Genomic DNA, 18,755 nt, shown 5'->3' on the forward strand with positions numbered 1-18,755 from the left:
GCCGGTTCTCTGCCGTTAACGCAGACAGTCAGCCACATTGAAGGCGAGCTCCAGAACTTGCTGAGCATTCAGGCGAGGGTCGCACTGTGAACGGTAACAGTTTTCCAGGTCAGCCTCACTCACATGGTAGCTACCGCCCAGACATTCTGTGACATGGGCTCCCGTCATTTCAAGGTGCACACCGCCCGGGTGTTGGCCTTCGGCATTGAGCACGGCAAAGAAGTTCTGAATTTCCTTCAGGATCGCATCAAAAGAACGGGTCTTAAAACCGTTGCCTGAAGTCACCGTGTTCCCATGCATGGGATCGCTCGACCACACCACTGCGCGCCCTTCGCTCGCGACGCGTCTGGCCAATTGAGGGAGCTTATCTCCAATCGTATCCGCTCCCATTCGAGTAATCAAAGTCAGGCGACCCGCGTCATTTTCAGGATTTAGACGATCAATCAAGGCCAGCAATTCATCAGCTTGCATATTCGGCCCCACTTTCACCCCTATGGGGTTATGAATACCGCGCATGTATTCAATATGAGCGCCATCCAGTTGACGGGTGCGTTCACCAATCCACAACATATGCGCCGCGCAGTTGTACCACTGCCCGGAAAAACTGTCCTGGCGGGTCAGGGCTTGCTCATAGTCCAGCAACAACGCTTCGTGCGAGGTGTACAGATCTGTACGTGATAAAGCGGGATGCGTTTCGCTGGTGACACCGCAGACTTCCATAAAGTCCAATGTATCCTGAATTCGGCTGGCCAGCGCCTGATAGCGTGCACACTGCTCGTTGCCTTCAACAAAATCCAGATTCCAGCGACTGACCTGGTGCAGATCGGCCATACCACCCTGCACCATTGAACGCAGTAAATTCAAGGTCGCCGTAGACTGATGATAGGCTTTTAACAAACGTTCAGGGTCGGGGTTGCGAGCCTGCTCAGTAAAATCGGTGGCATTCACAATATCGCCACGGTAACTGTCGAGGCTTAAACCATCACGGGTTTCGGTGTCTGAGGAACGGGGCTTGGCAAATTGCCCCGCAATGCGCCCCACTTTAACCACAGGCTTACGACCGGCATAGGTCAACACAATGGCCATCTGAAGAATCACTTTCAGGGTATCGCGAATCTGATTCGCGGAAAAATCACGGAAGGATTCCGCACAATCCCCGCCCTGGAGCAAAAACGCTTTGCCCATTGCCACATCGGCAAGCTGTTGCTTCAGCCTCTCGGACTCCTTGGCAAAAACCAACGGAGGTTGTTGCGCTATTTGCTTAAGCACTTCAGCGTGGGCATCGGCATTCGGGTATTTGGGTTGCTGCAATATGGGGAATTGCTGCCAGCTATTGGGGGTCCAATCCATGATCGTACTTCAATATCGTCTGCAAAAAGTAAGAGCAGGGATTGTACCCGAATCAAAACAATAACAAAGGGGCAAAAGGTTTATAGATAAAGCAAGTCAGGCGCTGCCCTGCTCTTTACGTACGTTTTCAATCGCACACGTAATTACCGTTACATCACGATACCCCAAGCGACGCAGTTGTTCCGCCGCCAATGTTGCTCTCGCGCCCGAAGCACAGTGAATATACAAGGTCTGGGCTGGATCAGGGTGACTGTTGGACAATGTCATCTCCAACACTCCACGCGGTATGTTGATTGAGTTGGGTGCGGGTTGCTCGGTCACTTCCGCGGGCTCGCGAACATCAATAATCAATCCTTGGTTGAGTGACTGCTCAGCAAAGGCGTCTTCAGCACTCAAACAACGTAAATCCTGGCGGGCTTCACGAATAATGTCTGGAATCGGGCGTAACATGATACTGGCTCCTGAATCATTTACATAATATTAGCAAAATCTAATAATAAAGCCAAATACCATAATGCAACCCATCAGTGATCTGCGCTCACTCTGTTGTCACAGTTCTTGGACGGCGAAATTTGCTGTAACAGCGCTTCCGGCACCCACCAACAAACATTTTCGATCGTCAGTGAAGGATCAACAAAATCATTACGGAGCACAAATAATTTAGGCTTCCGGGTATTAAGCCATTCAATTTCATCAGCGAAATGTCTTTCAAATAAACGACGCATCCGACCATCTTGCTCCGCGCGAAAGACGCCGTAGTTAATGCGTTCCAGAATCCATTCGTAGTCCTTGTGTATATACAAATAAACGGGATACGGATAATACAAGGCGTAAGCATCGAAACTTTGAAGGCTCGGATGGCGCTCTCCCCAATAGCGCTCTTCAGCAATAAATTCATTCAGGCCACGGGGAATTGCATCAAAACGTCCGGCCTCCAGCATCGGAAACAAATTACTGTAGTGAGGAGTACCGACCAACTCAAGACCATTGGCCTGCAGGATTGAGTAATCCAACCAATGCTGACCAAAACCAAAGCGCAAACGTTCACGCAGGTGACGTAATGTGCTTACCTGATAGAGTTTGTCCAGCGCTCCCTGCTGAGTCAACAACACTCGAAACCCCATAACACCGGCGATAAGATTATCGTTTGAACGCACTAATTCCGGCAATCGAAACTGGCGATGTTCCGTAAGTGTGGCAAAGATGGGGTAACGTCCCGAGCGTATCACCGAGACAGCGCGTTGCTGGGTTAAGGATTCAGTCCATGGACGAAGACGAATCGTCGGCGTCATATTGTCCGTATAGCTGAGAGCAAGCCTGATCGCCTCCGTGCGAAATTGGTATCGCACATTGGTTTGGAAAAACCAAAGATCAACAGACTCAGTTTTGTGATCGGCAACGGCATTCGGTGACTTGGCAAAGACACTGACGCCAACCGCAATCAGCAACACAGCAAGCTGGCTACGTCTTCGAACTGAACGCAGAGGGGCGGCACAACAATATTCTAGACAGGCGAACAAACGAAACAAGACGACATTCCCTGAATTTATCGGGTTTTAGCATCCATACACCTGTTAAGCAGTGTACTGCTGCTCAAGACAACACGCCAGCACTCTCTGAGTGAACACTCAAGCATCCGGAACGAGCAACAACACGCAGGCACAAAAAAGGCGGGCATATAGCCCGCCTTTTTTGTGCAACAAAAGTGTTTACCAACCGGTAATTTCTTTCAATGCTTCGCCGATGTCGGCCAAAGAACGTACGGTTTTAACACCTGCGTCCTGAAGGGCAGCAAATTTCTCATCAGCAGTACCCTTACCACCAGAAATAATTGCACCGGCATGACCCATGCGCTTACCTGGAGGTGCAGTAACACCTGCGATGTAAGAAACAACAGGCTTGGTTACATTTTCTTTAATGTAAGCTGCAGCTTCTTCTTCTGCTGTACCACCGATTTCACCGATCATAACAATCGCTTCGGTTTTGTCATCGTTCTGGAACATTTCCAGAATGTCGATGAAGTTGGAACCTGGAATCGGGTCACCACCAATACCAACACAGGTAGACTGACCGTAACCGAAATCGGTCGTTTGCTTAACCGCTTCATAAGTCAGAGTACCGGAACGAGATACGATACCAACCTTACCTGGCAAGTGAATGTGACCCGGCATAATACCGATCTTACATTCGCCTGGAGTGATTACGCCTGGGCAGTTAGGACCGATCAGGCGAACGCCCAACTCGTCACACTTCACTTTCGCGTCCAGCATGTCCAGTGTTGGAATGCCTTCAGTGATACAAACGATCAGCTTAACACCGGAGTGAGCCGCTTCCAGGATAGAATCCTTACAGAAAGGCGCAGGTACGTAGATCACAGAAGCGTCAGCACCTGTCGCTTCAACGGCTTCACGCATGGTGTTGAATACTGGCAGACCCAAGTGAGTTGTGCCGCCCTTGCCTGGTGTTACACCACCAACCATGTTTGTGCCGTACTCAATGGCTTGCTCAGAGTGGAAAGTACCCTGAGAACCGGTGAAACCCTGACACAATACTTTAGTGTTCTTGTCGATTAAAACGCTCATTTATTTGCCCTCCGCAGCTTTTACAACCTGCTGAGCAGCATCGGTCAAGCTAGTTGCCGCAATAATGTTCAAACCGCTGTCTGCCAGTACTTTTGCGCCCAGCTCAGCGTTGTTACCTTCCAGACGTACAACGACAGGTACTTTTACGCCCACTTCTTCAACTGCACCGATAACGCCTTCAGCGATCAGGTCACAGCGAACAATACCGCCGAAGATGTTGATCAGAACGGCTTCAACACTCTCGTCAGACAAGATGATTTTGAACGCTTCAACAACGCGCTCTTTGGTCGCGCCGCCACCTACGTCCAGGAAGTTTGCAGGTGCACCACCGTGCAACTTAACAATGTCCATGGTACCCATGGCCAGACCTGCACCGTTCACCATGCAGCCGATGTTGCCATCCAGTGCAACGTAGTTCAGTTCCCACTTAGCGGCGTGCGCTTCACGCTCGTCTTCCTGAGTAGGATCGTGCATTTCTTTGATCTTAGGCTGACGATACAGAGCGTTGGAATCGATATTGATTTTACCGTCCAAGCAGTGCAGATTGCCTTGCTCAGTGATGACCAGCGGGTTGATTTCTAGCAGTGCGAAATCGTGGTCCTGGAACATTTGGGCCAGACCCAGGAAGATTTTGGTGAACTGCTTGATCTGGTCGCCTTTCAAACCCAATTGGAAAGCCAGGTCGCGAGCCTGATATGGCTGAGCGCCAACCAGAGGGTCGATTTCTGCTTTCAGGATTTTTTCAGGGGTTTCTTCAGCAACTTTTTCAATCTCTACACCGCCTTCGGTGGAGGCCATGAAAACAATGCGACGAGTAGAACGGTCCACTACTGCACCCAGGTACAATTCCTGATCGATATCGGTGCAGGACTCAACCAGAATACGGCTAACAGGCTGACCATTTTCGTCTGTTTGGTAAGTGACCAGGTTGTTGCCCAGCCACTGCTTGGCAAACTCTTCGATTTCCGCCTTGCTATCAACCAGCTTTACACCGCCAGCCTTACCACGGCCACCTGCGTGAACCTGAGCTTTTACTACCCACTTGTCACCACCGATAATAGCGGCAGCGCCTGCGGCTTCAGCGGGTGTCTCAGCAGCGACCCCTTTGGAGACCGGCAAACCGTATTCGGCAAACAACTGTTTGGCCTGATACTCATGCAAATTCATGATGCTTTTCCGTTAATTGATCCAATGCTGCGAACAGCATATTTCTGTTTACACAACGCCAGTGCACAATGCGCGAGCGTCCTAAATTGTGTCATGTTCGAGCAGCTCTACGTGATTCAGCTGCCTAGCCATTCCCGCCAAGTTCGAACACAACTGGGGCAACACCCCTAAATCCATTTGTTTTGTTGTTATTCCTTTAGCCCGCCCTGCCATATCAAATGACAGGGAGCGAGCAAATTCCTGCGGCGCTTACTTCTTGCGACGCTTGCGATTTGGCATGTGGATCGCGTGACCATTCACTGCCAGGGCCGCCTCTTTAACCGCTTCGGAGAAAGTCGGGTGACCAAATACGGTCATACCGATATCTTCGGCGGTTGTACCAAATTCCATCGCCAGAGCCACCTGCTGAACCAGATCAGCGGCGTTTGGTCCTACAATGTGGCAACCCAGTACACGATCGGTTTTAGCGTCGGCGATCATTTTCACCATACCTTCCGCTTCATCGGCGGCTACTGCACGACCAATCGCGACGAATGGGAATACACCAACATTGTACTCTTCACCGTCCGCTTTCACCTGCTCTTCGGTACGACCGACTGCCGCAACCTCTGGGTGGGTGTAAATAACGCTCGGGATAATATCGTAGTTTACCAGAGGCTTCTGGCCAGCAATACGCTCGGCAACCATAACGCCCTCTTCTGAGCCTTTATGCGCCAGCATTGGGCCACGAACCACGTCACCAATCGCCCAAACGCCTGGTGCGCTGGTGGAACACAGATCATTTACGTAGATCAGACCACGCTCATCCAGGTTTACACCGCTGTCGCCAGCCAACAGGCCTTCGGTGTATGGACGACGGCCAACACAAACAACCAGCTTGTCGAAGGTTTCTTTCTGCTCATTGCCTTCAGCGTCGGTGTAAGTCACCTCAACCTCTTTACCCTTCACTTCACTGCCGGTAACACGACAGCTGGTGCGGATATCCAGACCTTGCTTGGTCAGGATCTTGCGAGTTTCTTTAGCGATCTGCTGATCCATATTGGCCAGGAAGCTGTCCAGAGCTTCTAGACAAACCACTTTGGACCCCAAACGACCCCACACTGAGCCCAGTTCCAAACCGATAACGCCTGCACCAATAACACCCAAACGCTCTGGAACCTCGGAAAATTCCAAGGCACCGGTAGAATCGACGATGACGTCGCCATCAACAGGGGCAACCGGGATATCAACAGGAACCGAACCGGACGCCAGAATCACATTGTCTGCATCCAGAACCGAAACATTGCCATCGTTATCGGTCAGCTCAACCTGACGACCCGCCAGCAGTTTGCCGGTCCCGTACAAAGAGGTCACTTTGTTGGACTTAAACAAACCAGCGATACCACCGGACATTTGCTTAACAATTTTCTCTTTACGAGCAATCATCGAAGGAACATCAATGCTCACATCACCCGTGTTGATACCGTGAGACTGATAGTCCGATTTTGCAGCATGATACTTGTGGGAAGAATCCAACAGAGCTTTGGATGGGATACAGCCAACATTCAAGCAAGTGCCGCCATTAACGCCTGCGCCGCTGCTGTCTTTCCACTTTTCAATACAGGCGGTCTTCAGACCTAACTGGGCAGCGCGAATGGCTGCAACATAACCGGCAGGGCCGGAGCCAATGACAATCACATCGTATTTGTCTGACATAGATGATTCCCAACTTGTTCTTTCTAAATATGAAAAAGCCCAGTGTATGGCTTTGTCTGCTTACACTGGGCAAGAGTGTTTACAATAAGATTACAGTTCCAGCAGGATACGAGCCGGGTCTTCCAGCATATCCTTGATGGCTACCAGGAACTGAACAGCGTCTTTACCATCAACCAGACGGTGATCGTAGGACAAGGCCAGATACATCATTGGCAGAATTTTTACTTCACCATTAACTGCCATCGGACGTTCCTGGATTTTGTGCATACCCAGAATGGCCGTTTGAGGCGGATTAATGATTGGGGTAGACATCAAAGAACCGAATACACCACCGTTGGTGATAGAGAAGGTTCCCCCAGTCATTTCGTCCATGGTCAGCTTGCCATCACGGGCGCGCAAACCAAAATCACGAATGGTGTTTTCTACTTCCGCAAGGCTCATGTGCTCGGCGTTTCGCAAAACCGGAACCACCAAACCTTTATCAGTAGAGACTGCAACACTCACATCCTGATAACCGTGATACACCACGTCATCGCCGTCGATAGAAGCATTCACCGCCGGGAAACGACGCAAAGCTTCAGTCGCTGCTTTTACAAAGAAGCCCATGAAACCCAAACGGGTGCCATTGTGGCTCTTTTCAAACATGTCTTTGTATTTAGATCGCAATGCCATAACCGGCGCCATGTTCACCTCATTGAAGGTGGTCAACATCGCTGTACCTTGCGTGGTTTCCATCAAACGCTCTGCGATACGCTTACGCATGCGCGTCATGGGTACACGTTTTTCGATACGCTCACCCGCTGGCAAAGTAATGCCATTCGCAGCGGCAGCAGGTGCGGCTTTCGCAGCGGCGGCCGGCGCAGCAGCCGGTGCGGCGGCTGGAGCCGCTTTATGATTGGCAACATCTTCTTTGGTGATGCGGCCGTCTTTACCGGTGCCTTTAACAGCCGCCAGGTCGATACCTTTTTCGTCGGCCAGTTTACGAGCGGATGGGCTGGCAATCGCATCACCATCAGAGGCTTCTTCGGCAGCAGCGGGTGCTGATGCAGCGGTAGGAGCTTCCGCAACAGCGCCGGCTTCGATGATCGCCAACACGTCTTCAGAAACTACCGTGTCGCCTTCAGCTTTTAATACTTCTTTTAAAACACCATCAACCGGAGACACCACTTCCTGGGTCACTTTGTCGGTTTCAATATCAACGATAGGCTCATCACGAGCGACCGCTTCACCTGGCTGCTTGTGCCAGGTTGCCACTTCACCGTCTTGGACAGACTCTGGAAACGTAGGAGTTTTAATTTCAATAGTCATTTTGTCGTTTTTCCTTCTAGGCCAGGGCCCTCGCCCTGGCGCTGTCAATATCTGGGTTCGAGATTGATAAATTGTTTAACCAGGCTCTATTTATCCAAGTTCAAAGCTTCATCGATAAAACGGTTCTGCTCTTCAACGTGCTGGGACATATAACCCGCAGCCGGTGCAGCAGACGCCGGGCGACCCGCAAAGCCTAGCGGCAGGCTTGGGTTCACCATTTCGATGATGCGACGGAAGTGGTGCTGACTGCTGTACCAAGCGCCCTGATTCTTGGGCTCTTCCTGACACCAGATCACCTCTTCCAGGTTTGGATAAGTGGCCAGCTCGTTTTTCAGCTCTTCATCCGGGAACGGATACAGCTGTTCCAAACGAACCAATGCGACATCTTCCTGACCGCGCTCCATACGTGCTTCCAATAAGTGGTAGTAAACCTTACCGGAACACAATACTACGCGTTTCACCTTGGCTTTATCTTCAAGGTTATCGCCAATCACATTGTGGAATTGGCCTTCAGACAGCTCTTCCAGAGTCGAGGTCGCTAATTTGTGGCGCAAAATCCACTTCGGTGACATCACCACCAGAGGACGACGCATTGGACGAATCGCCTGGCGACGCAACATATGGAAAACCTGAGCCGGTGTGGTCGGAATACAAACCTGAATGTTGTGCTGCGCGCACAACTGCAGATAGCGTTCCAGACGCGCCGAGGAATGCTCAGGACCTTGACCTTCATAACCGTGCGGCAACAACATGGTCAAACCACACAGGCGACCCCACTTCTGTTCACCAGAAGTAATGAACTGATCGATCACCACCTGGGCACCATTGGCAAAATCACCAAACTGGGCTTCCCAGATCACCAGGCCTTTCGGGCTGGTGGTCGCGTAACCGTATTCAAACGCCAATACCGCTTCCTCAGAAAGGTAGGAATCGTACAGTTCAAAAGGTGGCTGACCTTCGTACAGATTCTCCAAAGGCAGATAGGTTTCGGCGTCCTTTTGATTGTGCACAACCGCGTGACGGTGGGAGAAAGTACCACGTCCCACATCCTGACCAGTAATACGAATCGGGTAACCTTGCTCCAGCAATGTTGCGTAAGCCAGAGTTTCACCCATACCCCAGTTAATGGAGAGCGCACCCTGAGCCATCTTACCGCGGTCTTCGTAAATTTTGTTTACCTGACGCTGCACTTGAATGCCATCGGGAACATGAGCCACCTTGTTGGCCACTTCCTGAAGCTCTTTCATGTCGTAACCGGTGTTGCCATCCGTTTGCCAGTTGTGGCCGATGTATGGGCTCCAGTCAACAAACATGGACGCATCCGGCTCGCTGACCAAACCGTGGGCAACGTGTTCACCGCGATCCAAACGCGCGCGATATTCATTGGCCATTTCATCGGCCTCTGCCTGACTCATTACGCCTTCGGCCACCAACTGGTCAGCGTAAATAGTACGAGCAGATTTGTGTTTGCGAATCACCTGATACATCAACGGCTGAGTCGCTGATGGCTCATCGGTTTCGTTGTGACCGCGACGGCGATAGCACACCAGATCGATCACCACATCTTTGTGGAATTCGTTGCGATAGTCCGCAGCCAATTGCGTCACAAAGGCCACAGCTTCAGGGTCATCACCGTTCACGTGGAAGATCGGACATTCGATCATTTTCGCCACGTCGGTACAGTATTCAGTTGAGCGGGAGTCTTCACGTTTGCTGGTAGTAAAGCCCACTTGGTTGTTCAACACGATGTGAATCGTACCGCCAGTACCGTAAGCACGGGTCTGTGACATCTGGAAGGTCTCCATCACCACGCCCTGACCGGCAAATGCCGCATCACCGTGTACAACGATGGGGACAACAGTATTGCCTTCGCTGTCATCGCGACGATCCTGACGAGCACGCACCGAACCCTCAACCACGGGAGAAGCAATTTCGAGGTGAGACGGGTTAAAGGCCATGGCCAGGTGAACTTCACCGCCGGGGGTCATCACGTTGGATGAGAAACCCTGGTGGTATTTCACATCACCGGAGCTGTCAGACAGCAAACGCTTGCCTTCGAATTCTTCGAACAATTCAGACGGGTTTTTACCCAGCACGTTAACCAGGGTGTTCAAACGACCACGGTGAGCCATACCCAGGACAATTTCTTTTGCACCGAAGTGGCCACAACGCTTAATGGTGCCATCCAGAATTGGAATCAAACTTTCAGCCCCTTCGAGGCCGAAACGTTTGGTACCTGGATACTTCGAATCCAGGTGACGCTCCAATCCTTCAGCGGCCGTCATGCGCTCAAGAATTTCTTTTTTGATCTGCTCACTGAATACCGGTTTGGAACGAACACTTTCCAAACGCTGCTGCAACCATTGCTTTTCAGCGAAATCGGTAATGTGCATGATTTCCGGGCCCACAGAGCCGCAGTAGGTCTGTTCCAGAGAATCAACAATTTCCTGCAGCGTGCACTCGTCTTTACCAATAAAAAGGTTGCCGGTTTGGAAAACCGTATCGAGATCGGCACGTGTTAATCCGTGGAAACCCAACTCCAGATCAGGCACTTCATCACGCACCATCAAGCTAAGCGGATCGAGCTTGGCTTTTTTATGACCGCGGAAACGGTAGGAGCTGATCAACTGAACCACGCTGATTTGCTTGGTTTCGTGCTCAATATCCACACCACCTGAACCTGGCGCGGCCAGAGGGCGTGCACGATTCTTGCCCAGCAATTCGAAGTGCTGGCGAATCGTAGAGTGAGGGGTATCCTGAGTTACAACGCCATTAACTCGAGGCAGTTGGTCGAAATAACTGCGCCATTCTTCCGGCACAGCATTGGGATCGTGTAAATATGTATCGTAGAGTTCCTCTACATAGGCCGCATTACCCCCAGAAATATGGGAGGTGCTCCACAGTAGCTCCATGATGCTTTCTTGCATTTATTGCCCACCTTAAAAAGGGGCATACCCATCTGCACGGGATACAAGATCACTGATTACTTCTGATTGTTTACAATCGTCCACGGTTTCTGCATGACAGAATCCGTGCACCAAGGCGATCAGCATGTCAGTTCTTGCCGTCGCTGACCCGGAAGTCCGAGTCGCTGCGCGTGTTACCCAAGCCGATATTATCGACTAATTACAGATAGTCTGAGCACAGCTCAGATTACCCCTGCTACATACCATTAGCGTATTGCTATTCCCAGGCTTCGGTCTTGTGAACCTAGCCCATCATCACTTCTTCCGGATCTTCCCCGGTGTTACAGCGACTTGATGTGCCTCTGCAACATATCGCCCCGGACAAAGCCTTGGGCGGTTAACTCGTATAGACAAACGACACAGCGTTGTCCGCCACCCCAGTGGCTTATAAATTGTGTTTTTGACTACCCTGCCCTTGGCTTTCGCCTATTTGCAGCAGGTGGCTGGGTAGCTGGGTTCCCGCACTAATATAGTTTTATATCCCCGAAGGGTCGGCTCTTGTAGTATTTGAGTGACGATACAGTTGTCGACACCGAGGTTTAGCTTACTTTGAGCTAATTCTGAGCCTGAGCACTTGGCTTAGTCGCCTGCTGGCAGCTCGATTCGAGAGCGAGCCCGCAAACTCAGGTGGATTTTCGCGCAAACTGCGTAAAAAGCACCCCATTCAATTCCATTTAGAGCAATAGTGTAGAACAAAATCACCACTTCGCCCCATTGGGCCTTAGTCGATAGCCGAGGCCAGCGAAATAAGGCGCGATATTTTAACCCAATTTGGGTAAAAATTGATAAGACATTGTTGTTTTTTTACAACGTTATCTTATCAAAAGAAAACCTTGGCAGGCCGAAACCCCCAAGGTTTTCTGTAAACCGCTTGTAAGCGGCCGCCATAGGCGGCCAAGCACCCCAATTAAGTGGCGCTTTGGATCAGCATATTGCGGATGTGACCAATTGCACGCGTCGGGTTCAACCCCTTAGGGCAAACCGAGACACAGTTCTGGATTCCGTGGCAACGGAACACACTGAACGGGTCATCCAGGTTGGCCAAACGCTCTTCGGTTGCCGTATCGCGACTGTCCGCCAGGAAGCGGTAAGCCTGCAACAGACCCGCAGGACCAATGAACTTGTCGGGATTCCACCAGAACGACGGGCAAGACGTTGAACAACAAGCACACAGAATACACTCGTACAGACCGTCCAACTTGGCGCGATCTTCCGGAGACTGCAGACGCTCAATCGCGGGCGCAGGCTCATTGTTCTGCAAAAATGGCGTGATCTTCTTGTACTGCTCGTAGAACTGGGACATATCGATCACCAGATCACGAATAACCGGCAAACCGGGCAGCGGACGCAATACCAAGGTGTTATTTTCAACACACTCAGACAGAGCCTTAATACAAGCCAGGCCATTCTTGCCGTTGATGTTCATGCCATCAGAACCACAAACACCTTCGCGACAAGAGCGACGGAAAGCCAAACTCGGCTCTTGCTCTTTCAACAACTCCAGTACATCCAACACCATCAAATCTTTACCCTGGGTATCCACCTCATAGGTTTGCATCGATGGCTCGGCGTCGGTATCAGGGTTGTAACGATAAACTTCTACTTTCAACATGATTCCAACTCCCCTCTTAGTAGGTACGAACCTTCGGCTCGAAGTGATCCATGGTTTTAGGTGCAAAGTTTACTGCACGCTTACCAACTCGCTTCTCGCCCGGGTAGTACATGGAGTGACACAACCAGTTCTCATCGTCACGCTCCTGGAAATCTTCACGAGCGTGGGCACCACGAGATTCTTTACGCTCTTCAGCCGCAATCGCCGTCGCCTCAGCAACTTCCAGCAGGTTTTGCAACTCAAGCGCTTCAATACGCGCAGTGTTAAAGGCATTGGATTTGTCATCCAAGCGAACATTTTCAATACGCTCGCGCAGATCCGCCAGCTTCTTGATGCCCTCTTGCATAAACTCACCCTTGCGGAATACACCAAAGTGATTCTGCATGGTGGTTTGCAGATCCTTGCGCAGAACAGAGGCATTTTCGCCGTCGTTCTTATTGTTCACACGATCCAAACGAGCCATAGCCGCTTCCAGATCGGAATCGGTGGCTTCACGGTGCTCGATACCTTCGCGCAACGCTTTCTCGATGAACAAGCCAGAAGCTCGACCGAAGACCACCAGATCCAACAGTGAGTTACCACCCAAGCGGTTCGCACCGTGTACCGATACACAAGCCACTTCGCCACACGCGTAGAAACCATCAATTACCTGATCATTACCTTCTGCATCAGTCGTCAGAGCCTGGCCATCAATATTGGTCGGGATGCCCCCCATCATGTAGTGACAGGTTGGAACAACAGGGATGGGTACTTTAACTGGGTCAGCGTGAGCAAAAGTACGGCTCAGCTCGAGAATACCTGGCAACTTGGCGTTCAGGGTTTCTTCACCCAGGTGATCCAACTTCAGGAATACGTGGTCGCCCTCTGGGCCACAACCGCGCCCTTCAAGAATTTCCATAACCATGGAACGGGCAACAACATCGCGACCAGCCAAGTCTTTGGCATTCGGCGCATAACGCTCCATGAAGCGCTCGCCATCCTTATTAACCAGATAGCCGCCTTCACCGCGACAACCTTCGGTAACCAGAACGCCCGCACCAGCAATACCGGTTGGGTGGAACTGCCACATTTCGATATCTTGTACGGGAAAACCTGCACGCAAAGCCATACCAACACCGTCACCGGTGTTAATGTGTGCATTCGTTGTAGACGCGTAGATACGACCGGCACCACCCGTGGCGAATACGGTCGCCTTGGACTTCACATACACCACTTCGCCGTCTTCGATGTTCATGGCGATAACGCCCACGACCGCACCGTCTTGGTTTTTAACGATGTCGATCGCAAACCATTCATTCAAAAATACGGTGTCGTTTTTAACGTTGCCCTGATACAGGGCGTGCAACAAAGCGTGTCCAGTACGGTCAGCCGCCGCACAAGTCCGCGCTGCCTGACCACCTTTACCAAAATCTTTAGACTGCCCACCAAATGGGCGCTGATAAATACGGCCGTTCTCAGTACGAGAAAACGGCAGGCCCATGTGCTCCAGTTCAAATACCGCTTCTGGGCCAACAGAACACATATATTCGATCGCGTCCTGATCACCGATATAGTCAGAGCCTTTTACGGTGTCATACATATGCCAACGCCAATCGTCATTCGGATCATCCGATGCGATGGCACAAGTGATACCGCCCTGGGCAGATACAGTATGAGAGCGAGTCGGAAATACTTTTGTAATCACCGCAGTCTTGTAACCAGACTGGGCCAGCTGTAAAGCTGCGCGCATACCTGCGCCGCCACCGCCAATAACGATGCCGTCAAATGAAATCGTGCGCATATTCGCCATGTGTTAAACCCCCCAGAGAATCTCTATGCCCCAAACGACATAGGTAACGGTAATCAAGCCCAGAACCATCTGCATCAACACGCGCAAAATGGTCGCTTTGTTGCCCATCAGTCGGGTAGTTAAGTAGTCGGTCAATACAGCCCACAAACCAATCCAGGCGTGTGCGGCAATTGACAACAAAGTAATTAAGGAGAAAACACGCATCCACAGGGTGGCGTACAGTCCCTTCCAAATCTCGTAGGTCAACTCTGGAGTCAAAAGAATAAAAGCGGCAAGGAAGATAGTGTAAGCGGCCATCACAACGGCACTTACGCGCTGAATCATCCAGTCATATAAGCCACTACGGCCAAAACTTGTAACTGCAGTTACCATACCCAAACCCCCGCAAGCAGAATCAATACAGCGATGACGGCAATGGCGATTTTCGCGCCCTTCTGGCCACCTTCAAGGTCTTCACCAATACCAGCATCCATAATCAGGTGACGAATACCTGCTACCATGTGATAAACCAGTCCGGCCAGCGTCAACCAAATAATGAATTGGCACAAAGGACTGTTCAGAGTGTCCTGCAATTCAGCAAAACCATTTGCGGATGACAGGCTCTTATCGAGCATCCAAAGCAAAATGGCTACGCCGGCAAACAAGGCCACACCAGAAACACGGTGAAGAATGGAAACGTAGGCGGTGATGGGTAGTTTTATCGTTGAAATGTCGAGATTGACAGGTCTGTTTTTTTTCACGGTTGTATCACACCTATTGTGCCCGGTTTTTGCTACACGCTATGGCTGCAAAACTCGGGGGCGGGTTTGAGACGTCTTAAAAAGGCTTGAGCCCTTAAAATTCACCTCCCTAGCATAGGTAAAGAGCACGGTTAATGCCATCTACCCCCCTGCAAGATCGCGCGGAATTATAGAGATCACACTGTAAAATTACAAATGAAAAGGGATTTATATGGCCAAATGTCTAAGAAAAATATGAACTTACTGAGAATAGTTCACATGTAAGAAAGAAATTCGTACAAACAATAAACAAAGCGAAAATTTTGTCGCCTTAAATAACACTTTAGTCCCATATCCAGCAAAGCGAGCAAATGCGCCGCTTTGGCCCGCTGAGAACTTTTTAAAGGCTATACTTAAGTCGAAAAAGCCATAGATTATCCGCTTTAGATCATTGACTTTGACACACCGGCGCTTATAGTTGTCCACCGAATTAGAGCCTAAGTGGAGAATTTTAGCGAATTTTCACCTCAAAAGGCCGCATAAATGTGCAGTGTTGTTCTCGTACGGATAGCAAATATGGCGACGCCATGCACTGCGAACTTGAAGCAGAATTTACAGCAGAAATAGGAGCCCGTAATGACTGATAAGAAAGCTACCCTTTCGGTCGACGGTTTAGAGCAAACCATAGAACTGCCAATGTACTCTGGCAGCGTCGGTCCAGACGTGATCGATGTTAGCAGCTTAACTTCCAAAGGCTACTTCACTTACGATCCGGGCTTTATGGCCACCGCCGCTTGTGATTCCAAAATCACCTACATTGATGGCGGCGCCGGTGTGTTGTTGCACCGAGGCTACCCAATTGATCAGTTGGCCGAACACTCTGATTACCTGGAAACTTGCTACTTGTTATTAAATGGCGAACTGCCTAACAAAGAGCAGAAAGACGAATTTGTTAACACCATTACCCATCACACAATGGTGCACGAAAACATTTCTCGTTTCTTCCGCGGCTTCCGCAGTGACGCTCACCCAATGTCCATTATGTGTGGCGCTGTAGGCGCACTCGCTTCGTTCTACCATGATTCGCTGGACATTACTGACGAAGAACACCGTAAGATTTCCGCACACCGTTTGATCGCTAAAATGCCTACCCTGGCCGCCATGTGCTATAAGCATCACATTGGTCAACCCTTCATGTACCCACGCAATGATCTGTCTTACTCAGAAAACTTCTTGCACATGATGTTTGGTACGCCTTGCGATGAGCCTAAGGTGAATCCTGTACTGGCTCGCGCCATGGACAAGATCTTCTTGTTGCACGCTGATCACGAGCAGAATGCATCCACTTCTACCGTTCGCTTGGCGGGCTCTTCTGGTGCCAATCCATTCGCGTGTATTGCTGCGGGCATCGCCACCCTGTGGGGGCCTGCTCACGGTGGTGCAAACGAAGCGGTATTGACCATGCTGGAAGAAATCGGCAGCGTAGATCGTATCGATGAGTTTGTTGCTCGTGCGAAAGACAAGAACGATCCATTCCGTCTGATGGGCTTCGGTCACCGTGTATACAAAAACTTTGACCCTCGCGCCAAAGTCATGAAAGAAAGCTGTGACGAAGTATTGGCTGAGCTGGGTCTGGAAAACGATCCTCTGCTGGCTATCGCCAAGCGCCTGGAAGAAATCGCTTTGGAAGACGAGTACTTCATTGAGAAGAAACTGTATCCAAACGTTGATTTCTACTCCGGTATTATCATGAAAGCAATCGGTATCCCAACCGATATGTTCACCGTGATTTTCGCCACCGGCCGTACCGTAGGTTGGATCGCACACTGGCACGAAATGATTTCCAATCCTTACAAGATTGGTCGTCCTCGTCAGCTGTACACCGGCTACGCCTCGCGCGATTATCAGCCTTTAGACAAGCGATAATACGCGGCAGGAACCACGACAGCAGGTCGGTTCTTCTCAACAAAACCTCGATGATTGCATCGGGGTTTTGTTGTTTTTGGCCCCTTGAAAACAGCTCATGTTTATGAAACAAGGCCTGCCAAAGAGACCGCTTCCCCCGGCTCATCTCACCACAATTTAAATTCGTGAACGATCACTTTAACTGCGAAAACCAGCCATCGAATCTTATAGAGGCTTAACCCCAAAGCCACATTTCTAGCGCCTAACTTTCGACGTCAAAACTGTTTTCTCTCGAAGCAGGGACAAAATAAAAAGTTCAGGGAATCTCAAGCAGAGTGGCCGCAGCAATTGATGGCTCCCTATTATCCCTCGCCTTTAGGAGCAGGATAATAGACCGCCATCATAGATGGAAAATGGTTTTTACCACAGCTACGTTTGTTTAATTCAATGCCAAATCTGGCACAAGAGAAATATTGAATACATTGGCGGCGCGCGCCGCATCAGCAATTGCGATATAGGTTTTGGTACTGGATTTTCCATCGGCTTTTACAATGACGGAAGCTTTCGGATTTTCAGCGTGCAGGCGTTCTACATTGGCCCGCACGGCACGGACATCCACTCGACGCCCTTCCATCCAGATTTCATTTGTGGCACTCACCTCAATCAGAATATTTTCTAACGAAGGTGGCATTGGCTCCTTATTGGGCTCCGGCACATTGACGGCGATCCCAACCTCTTTAACAAAAGAAGCTGTCACAATGAAGAAAATAAGCATGATGAATACAACATCAAGCATAGGAGTCAGATCGATTTCGGCCTTATCGGTAGAATCAACCATCGGTTTTTTACGTCGAATCATCGCTTCACCTCTACTATTTTGCTTAAGTGCACTTTGATAGTAGCTCTTGAACAGGCAAAACGACAAGCGCCAAGAATAAAAACATACTGCTGCATCCAAGTTTTTTGGCAAATCACCTACATGACTTCGGCCAATAACTTTTCATTCAACTTTCGCCATTGTGGCAAACTGCGTTGACTGCTGGCTTTTAACTTTTTTCCGCGCGCCTTGGCCAACCACAGGTTTTCACCATTAAAGCTATATACCGGCAGCAAATCCGTTCGCTGAGACGCAGGCAGAATCCGCAAGTTGATGTTGTCCATAATCAGGGGTTCGGCATCAGGCGTTTTATAGTATGCCAGCACCATATGGGCCTGATTGTATTCAATGGCCTTAACATAGGTGATGCGCAACTTGCTGGTCGATACATCCGTGTCCTTCAGCGTGAAATACTTGGCAATGGAATAATCCTCACAGTCACCACCATTCGTGCCCAACATTTCAATCGGAGTGGCCCAGTAGTCTTCCCTACCCCAATGCTTCTGATCGCTGACCCAGCGTATCTTATTGAAAAAGCCATTTGAGGACTTCAGTTTTTGATTTTCACTGACCGCATTTTGCGGGTCAGCATTGTTATCCATTAACTTTTTCCAATCTGCCACACGGGTTCGAGCATCCGTTCCATATTTCGACGCCACCCGACTCAAGACCTGATCGTTGATGCCATCCATATACTGGGCCATGACTGGACCGGCAAACATCAACATGGACAGACTAAAAATTGGGCACTTTAATCGATACAAAGCGCTCGCTCCTTGATTCAA

Annotated in this window: 15 protein-coding genes; 1 reads left to right on the forward strand and 14 read right to left on the reverse strand. The window is 50.1% G+C overall.

The window, feature by feature from the left end:
- Nucleotides 1-15 precede the first annotated feature (15 nt).
- From ABWW03_RS13240 to sdhC, 12 genes are all read right to left on the reverse strand, one after another.
- Nucleotides 16-1,350 carry a class II 3-deoxy-7-phosphoheptulonate synthase gene (locus ABWW03_RS13240; protein ID WP_353408824.1) on the reverse strand — a complete coding sequence of 445 codons (1,335 nt, stop codon included), beginning with the start codon at nucleotides 1,348-1,350 and terminating at the stop codon, nucleotides 16-18.
- A 96-nt stretch (nucleotides 1,351-1,446) separates the two neighbouring features.
- Nucleotides 1,447-1,800, reverse strand: coding sequence for a rhodanese-like domain-containing protein (locus ABWW03_RS13245; RefSeq protein WP_353408826.1), 354 nt, complete (start codon nucleotides 1,798-1,800; stop codon nucleotides 1,447-1,449).
- 74 nt (nucleotides 1,801-1,874) lie between these two features.
- Nucleotides 1,875-2,801 (reverse strand): hypothetical protein, encoded by a 927-nt coding sequence (locus ABWW03_RS13250; RefSeq protein ID WP_353408828.1) that lies wholly within the window; start codon nucleotides 2,799-2,801, stop codon nucleotides 1,875-1,877.
- 258 nt (nucleotides 2,802-3,059) lie between these two features.
- The gene (gene sucD, locus ABWW03_RS13255) at nucleotides 3,060-3,932 is read right to left on the reverse strand and encodes a succinate--CoA ligase subunit alpha (protein WP_166847991.1); all 873 of its coding nucleotides are present in this window, start codon (nucleotides 3,930-3,932) and stop codon (nucleotides 3,060-3,062) included.
- A complete protein-coding gene (sucC, locus tag ABWW03_RS13260) occupies nucleotides 3,933-5,099 on the reverse strand; it encodes an ADP-forming succinate--CoA ligase subunit beta (protein WP_353408830.1) in 1,167 nt (388 codons plus the stop codon).
- A 249-nt stretch (nucleotides 5,100-5,348) separates the two neighbouring features.
- On the reverse strand, nucleotides 5,349-6,794 hold the full coding sequence (gene lpdA / locus ABWW03_RS13265; RefSeq protein ID WP_353408832.1) for a dihydrolipoyl dehydrogenase: 1,446 nt from the start codon (nucleotides 6,792-6,794) through the stop codon (nucleotides 5,349-5,351).
- A 90-nt stretch (nucleotides 6,795-6,884) separates the two neighbouring features.
- Nucleotides 6,885-8,102, reverse strand: coding sequence for a 2-oxoglutarate dehydrogenase complex dihydrolipoyllysine-residue succinyltransferase (odhB, locus tag ABWW03_RS13270; protein WP_353408834.1), 1,218 nt, complete (start codon nucleotides 8,100-8,102; stop codon nucleotides 6,885-6,887).
- Between the two features lie 86 nt (nucleotides 8,103-8,188).
- On the reverse strand, nucleotides 8,189-11,029 hold the full coding sequence (locus tag ABWW03_RS13275; protein WP_353408836.1) for a 2-oxoglutarate dehydrogenase E1 component: 2,841 nt from the start codon (nucleotides 11,027-11,029) through the stop codon (nucleotides 8,189-8,191).
- 946 nt (nucleotides 11,030-11,975) lie between these two features.
- Complete coding sequence (locus tag ABWW03_RS13280) at nucleotides 11,976-12,680, reverse strand: succinate dehydrogenase iron-sulfur subunit (protein WP_353408838.1); 705 nt, start codon at nucleotides 12,678-12,680, stop codon at nucleotides 11,976-11,978.
- A 16-nt stretch (nucleotides 12,681-12,696) separates the two neighbouring features.
- Nucleotides 12,697-14,469, reverse strand: a complete 1,773-nt coding sequence (gene sdhA / locus ABWW03_RS13285; protein WP_353408840.1) for a succinate dehydrogenase flavoprotein subunit — start codon at nucleotides 14,467-14,469, stop codon at nucleotides 12,697-12,699.
- 3 nt (nucleotides 14,470-14,472) lie between these two features.
- Complete coding sequence (sdhD, locus tag ABWW03_RS13290; RefSeq protein ID WP_353408842.1) at nucleotides 14,473-14,841, reverse strand: succinate dehydrogenase, hydrophobic membrane anchor protein; 369 nt, start codon at nucleotides 14,839-14,841, stop codon at nucleotides 14,473-14,475.
- The gene (sdhC, locus tag ABWW03_RS13295) at nucleotides 14,835-15,209 is read right to left on the reverse strand and encodes a succinate dehydrogenase, cytochrome b556 subunit (RefSeq protein WP_353408844.1); all 375 of its coding nucleotides are present in this window, start codon (nucleotides 15,207-15,209) and stop codon (nucleotides 14,835-14,837) included. Before sdhC ends, sdhD begins: the two co-directional genes overlap by 7 nt.
- A 615-nt stretch (nucleotides 15,210-15,824) precedes the next feature.
- On the opposite strand from sdhC, the gene gltA reads away from it, so the two are divergent.
- Entirely contained in the window at nucleotides 15,825-17,114 is a 1,290-nt protein-coding gene (gene gltA, locus ABWW03_RS13300; RefSeq protein WP_353408846.1) for a citrate synthase, read from the forward strand.
- Nucleotides 17,115-17,532: 418 nt separating this feature from the next.
- Here gltA and ABWW03_RS13305 read toward each other — a convergent pair whose 3' ends face one another.
- Together ABWW03_RS13305 and ABWW03_RS13310 are read right to left on the reverse strand one after the other, a co-directional pair.
- Nucleotides 17,533-17,952, reverse strand: coding sequence for an ExbD/TolR family protein (locus ABWW03_RS13305; protein WP_353408848.1), 420 nt, complete (start codon nucleotides 17,950-17,952; stop codon nucleotides 17,533-17,535).
- A 116-nt stretch (nucleotides 17,953-18,068) separates the two neighbouring features.
- Nucleotides 18,069-18,734 carry a transglutaminase-like cysteine peptidase gene (locus ABWW03_RS13310; RefSeq protein WP_353408850.1) on the reverse strand — a complete coding sequence of 222 codons (666 nt, stop codon included), beginning with the start codon at nucleotides 18,732-18,734 and terminating at the stop codon, nucleotides 18,069-18,071.
- Nucleotides 18,735-18,755: the final 21 nt, after the last annotated feature.

The organism is Pseudoteredinibacter isoporae (genome assembly GCF_040372805.1).
Classification (GTDB): Bacteria; Pseudomonadota; Gammaproteobacteria; order Pseudomonadales; family Cellvibrionaceae; genus Pseudoteredinibacter; species Pseudoteredinibacter isoporae_A.

Coding starts and splice junctions, on each gene's coding strand:
- lpdA (WP_353408832.1), bottom strand. CDS start 6,794: ATGTCAGACAAATACGATGTGATTGTCATTGGCTCCGGCCCTGCCGGT.
- ABWW03_RS13305 (WP_353408848.1), bottom strand. CDS start 17,952: ATGATTCGACGTAAAAAACCGATGGTTGATTCTACCGATAAGGCCGAA.
- sdhD (WP_353408842.1), bottom strand. CDS start 14,841: ATGGTAACTGCAGTTACAAGTTTTGGCCGTAGTGGCTTATATGACTGG.
- odhB (WP_353408834.1), bottom strand. CDS start 8,102: ATGACTATTGAAATTAAAACTCCTACGTTTCCAGAGTCTGTCCAAGAC.
- sucD (WP_166847991.1), bottom strand. CDS start 3,932: ATGAGCGTTTTAATCGACAAGAACACTAAAGTATTGTGTCAGGGTTTC.
- ABWW03_RS13240 (WP_353408824.1), bottom strand. CDS start 1,350: ATGGATTGGACCCCCAATAGCTGGCAGCAATTCCCCATATTGCAGCAA.
- gltA (WP_353408846.1), top strand. CDS start 15,825: ATGACTGATAAGAAAGCTACCCTTTCGGTCGACGGTTTAGAGCAAACC.
- sucC (WP_353408830.1), bottom strand. CDS start 5,099: ATGAATTTGCATGAGTATCAGGCCAAACAGTTGTTTGCCGAATACGGT.
- ABWW03_RS13245 (WP_353408826.1), bottom strand. CDS start 1,800: ATGTTACGCCCGATTCCAGACATTATTCGTGAAGCCCGCCAGGATTTA.
- ABWW03_RS13275 (WP_353408836.1), bottom strand. CDS start 11,029: ATGCAAGAAAGCATCATGGAGCTACTGTGGAGCACCTCCCATATTTCT.
- ABWW03_RS13280 (WP_353408838.1), bottom strand. CDS start 12,680: ATGTTGAAAGTAGAAGTTTATCGTTACAACCCTGATACCGACGCCGAG.
- sdhA (WP_353408840.1), bottom strand. CDS start 14,469: ATGGCGAATATGCGCACGATTTCATTTGACGGCATCGTTATTGGCGGT.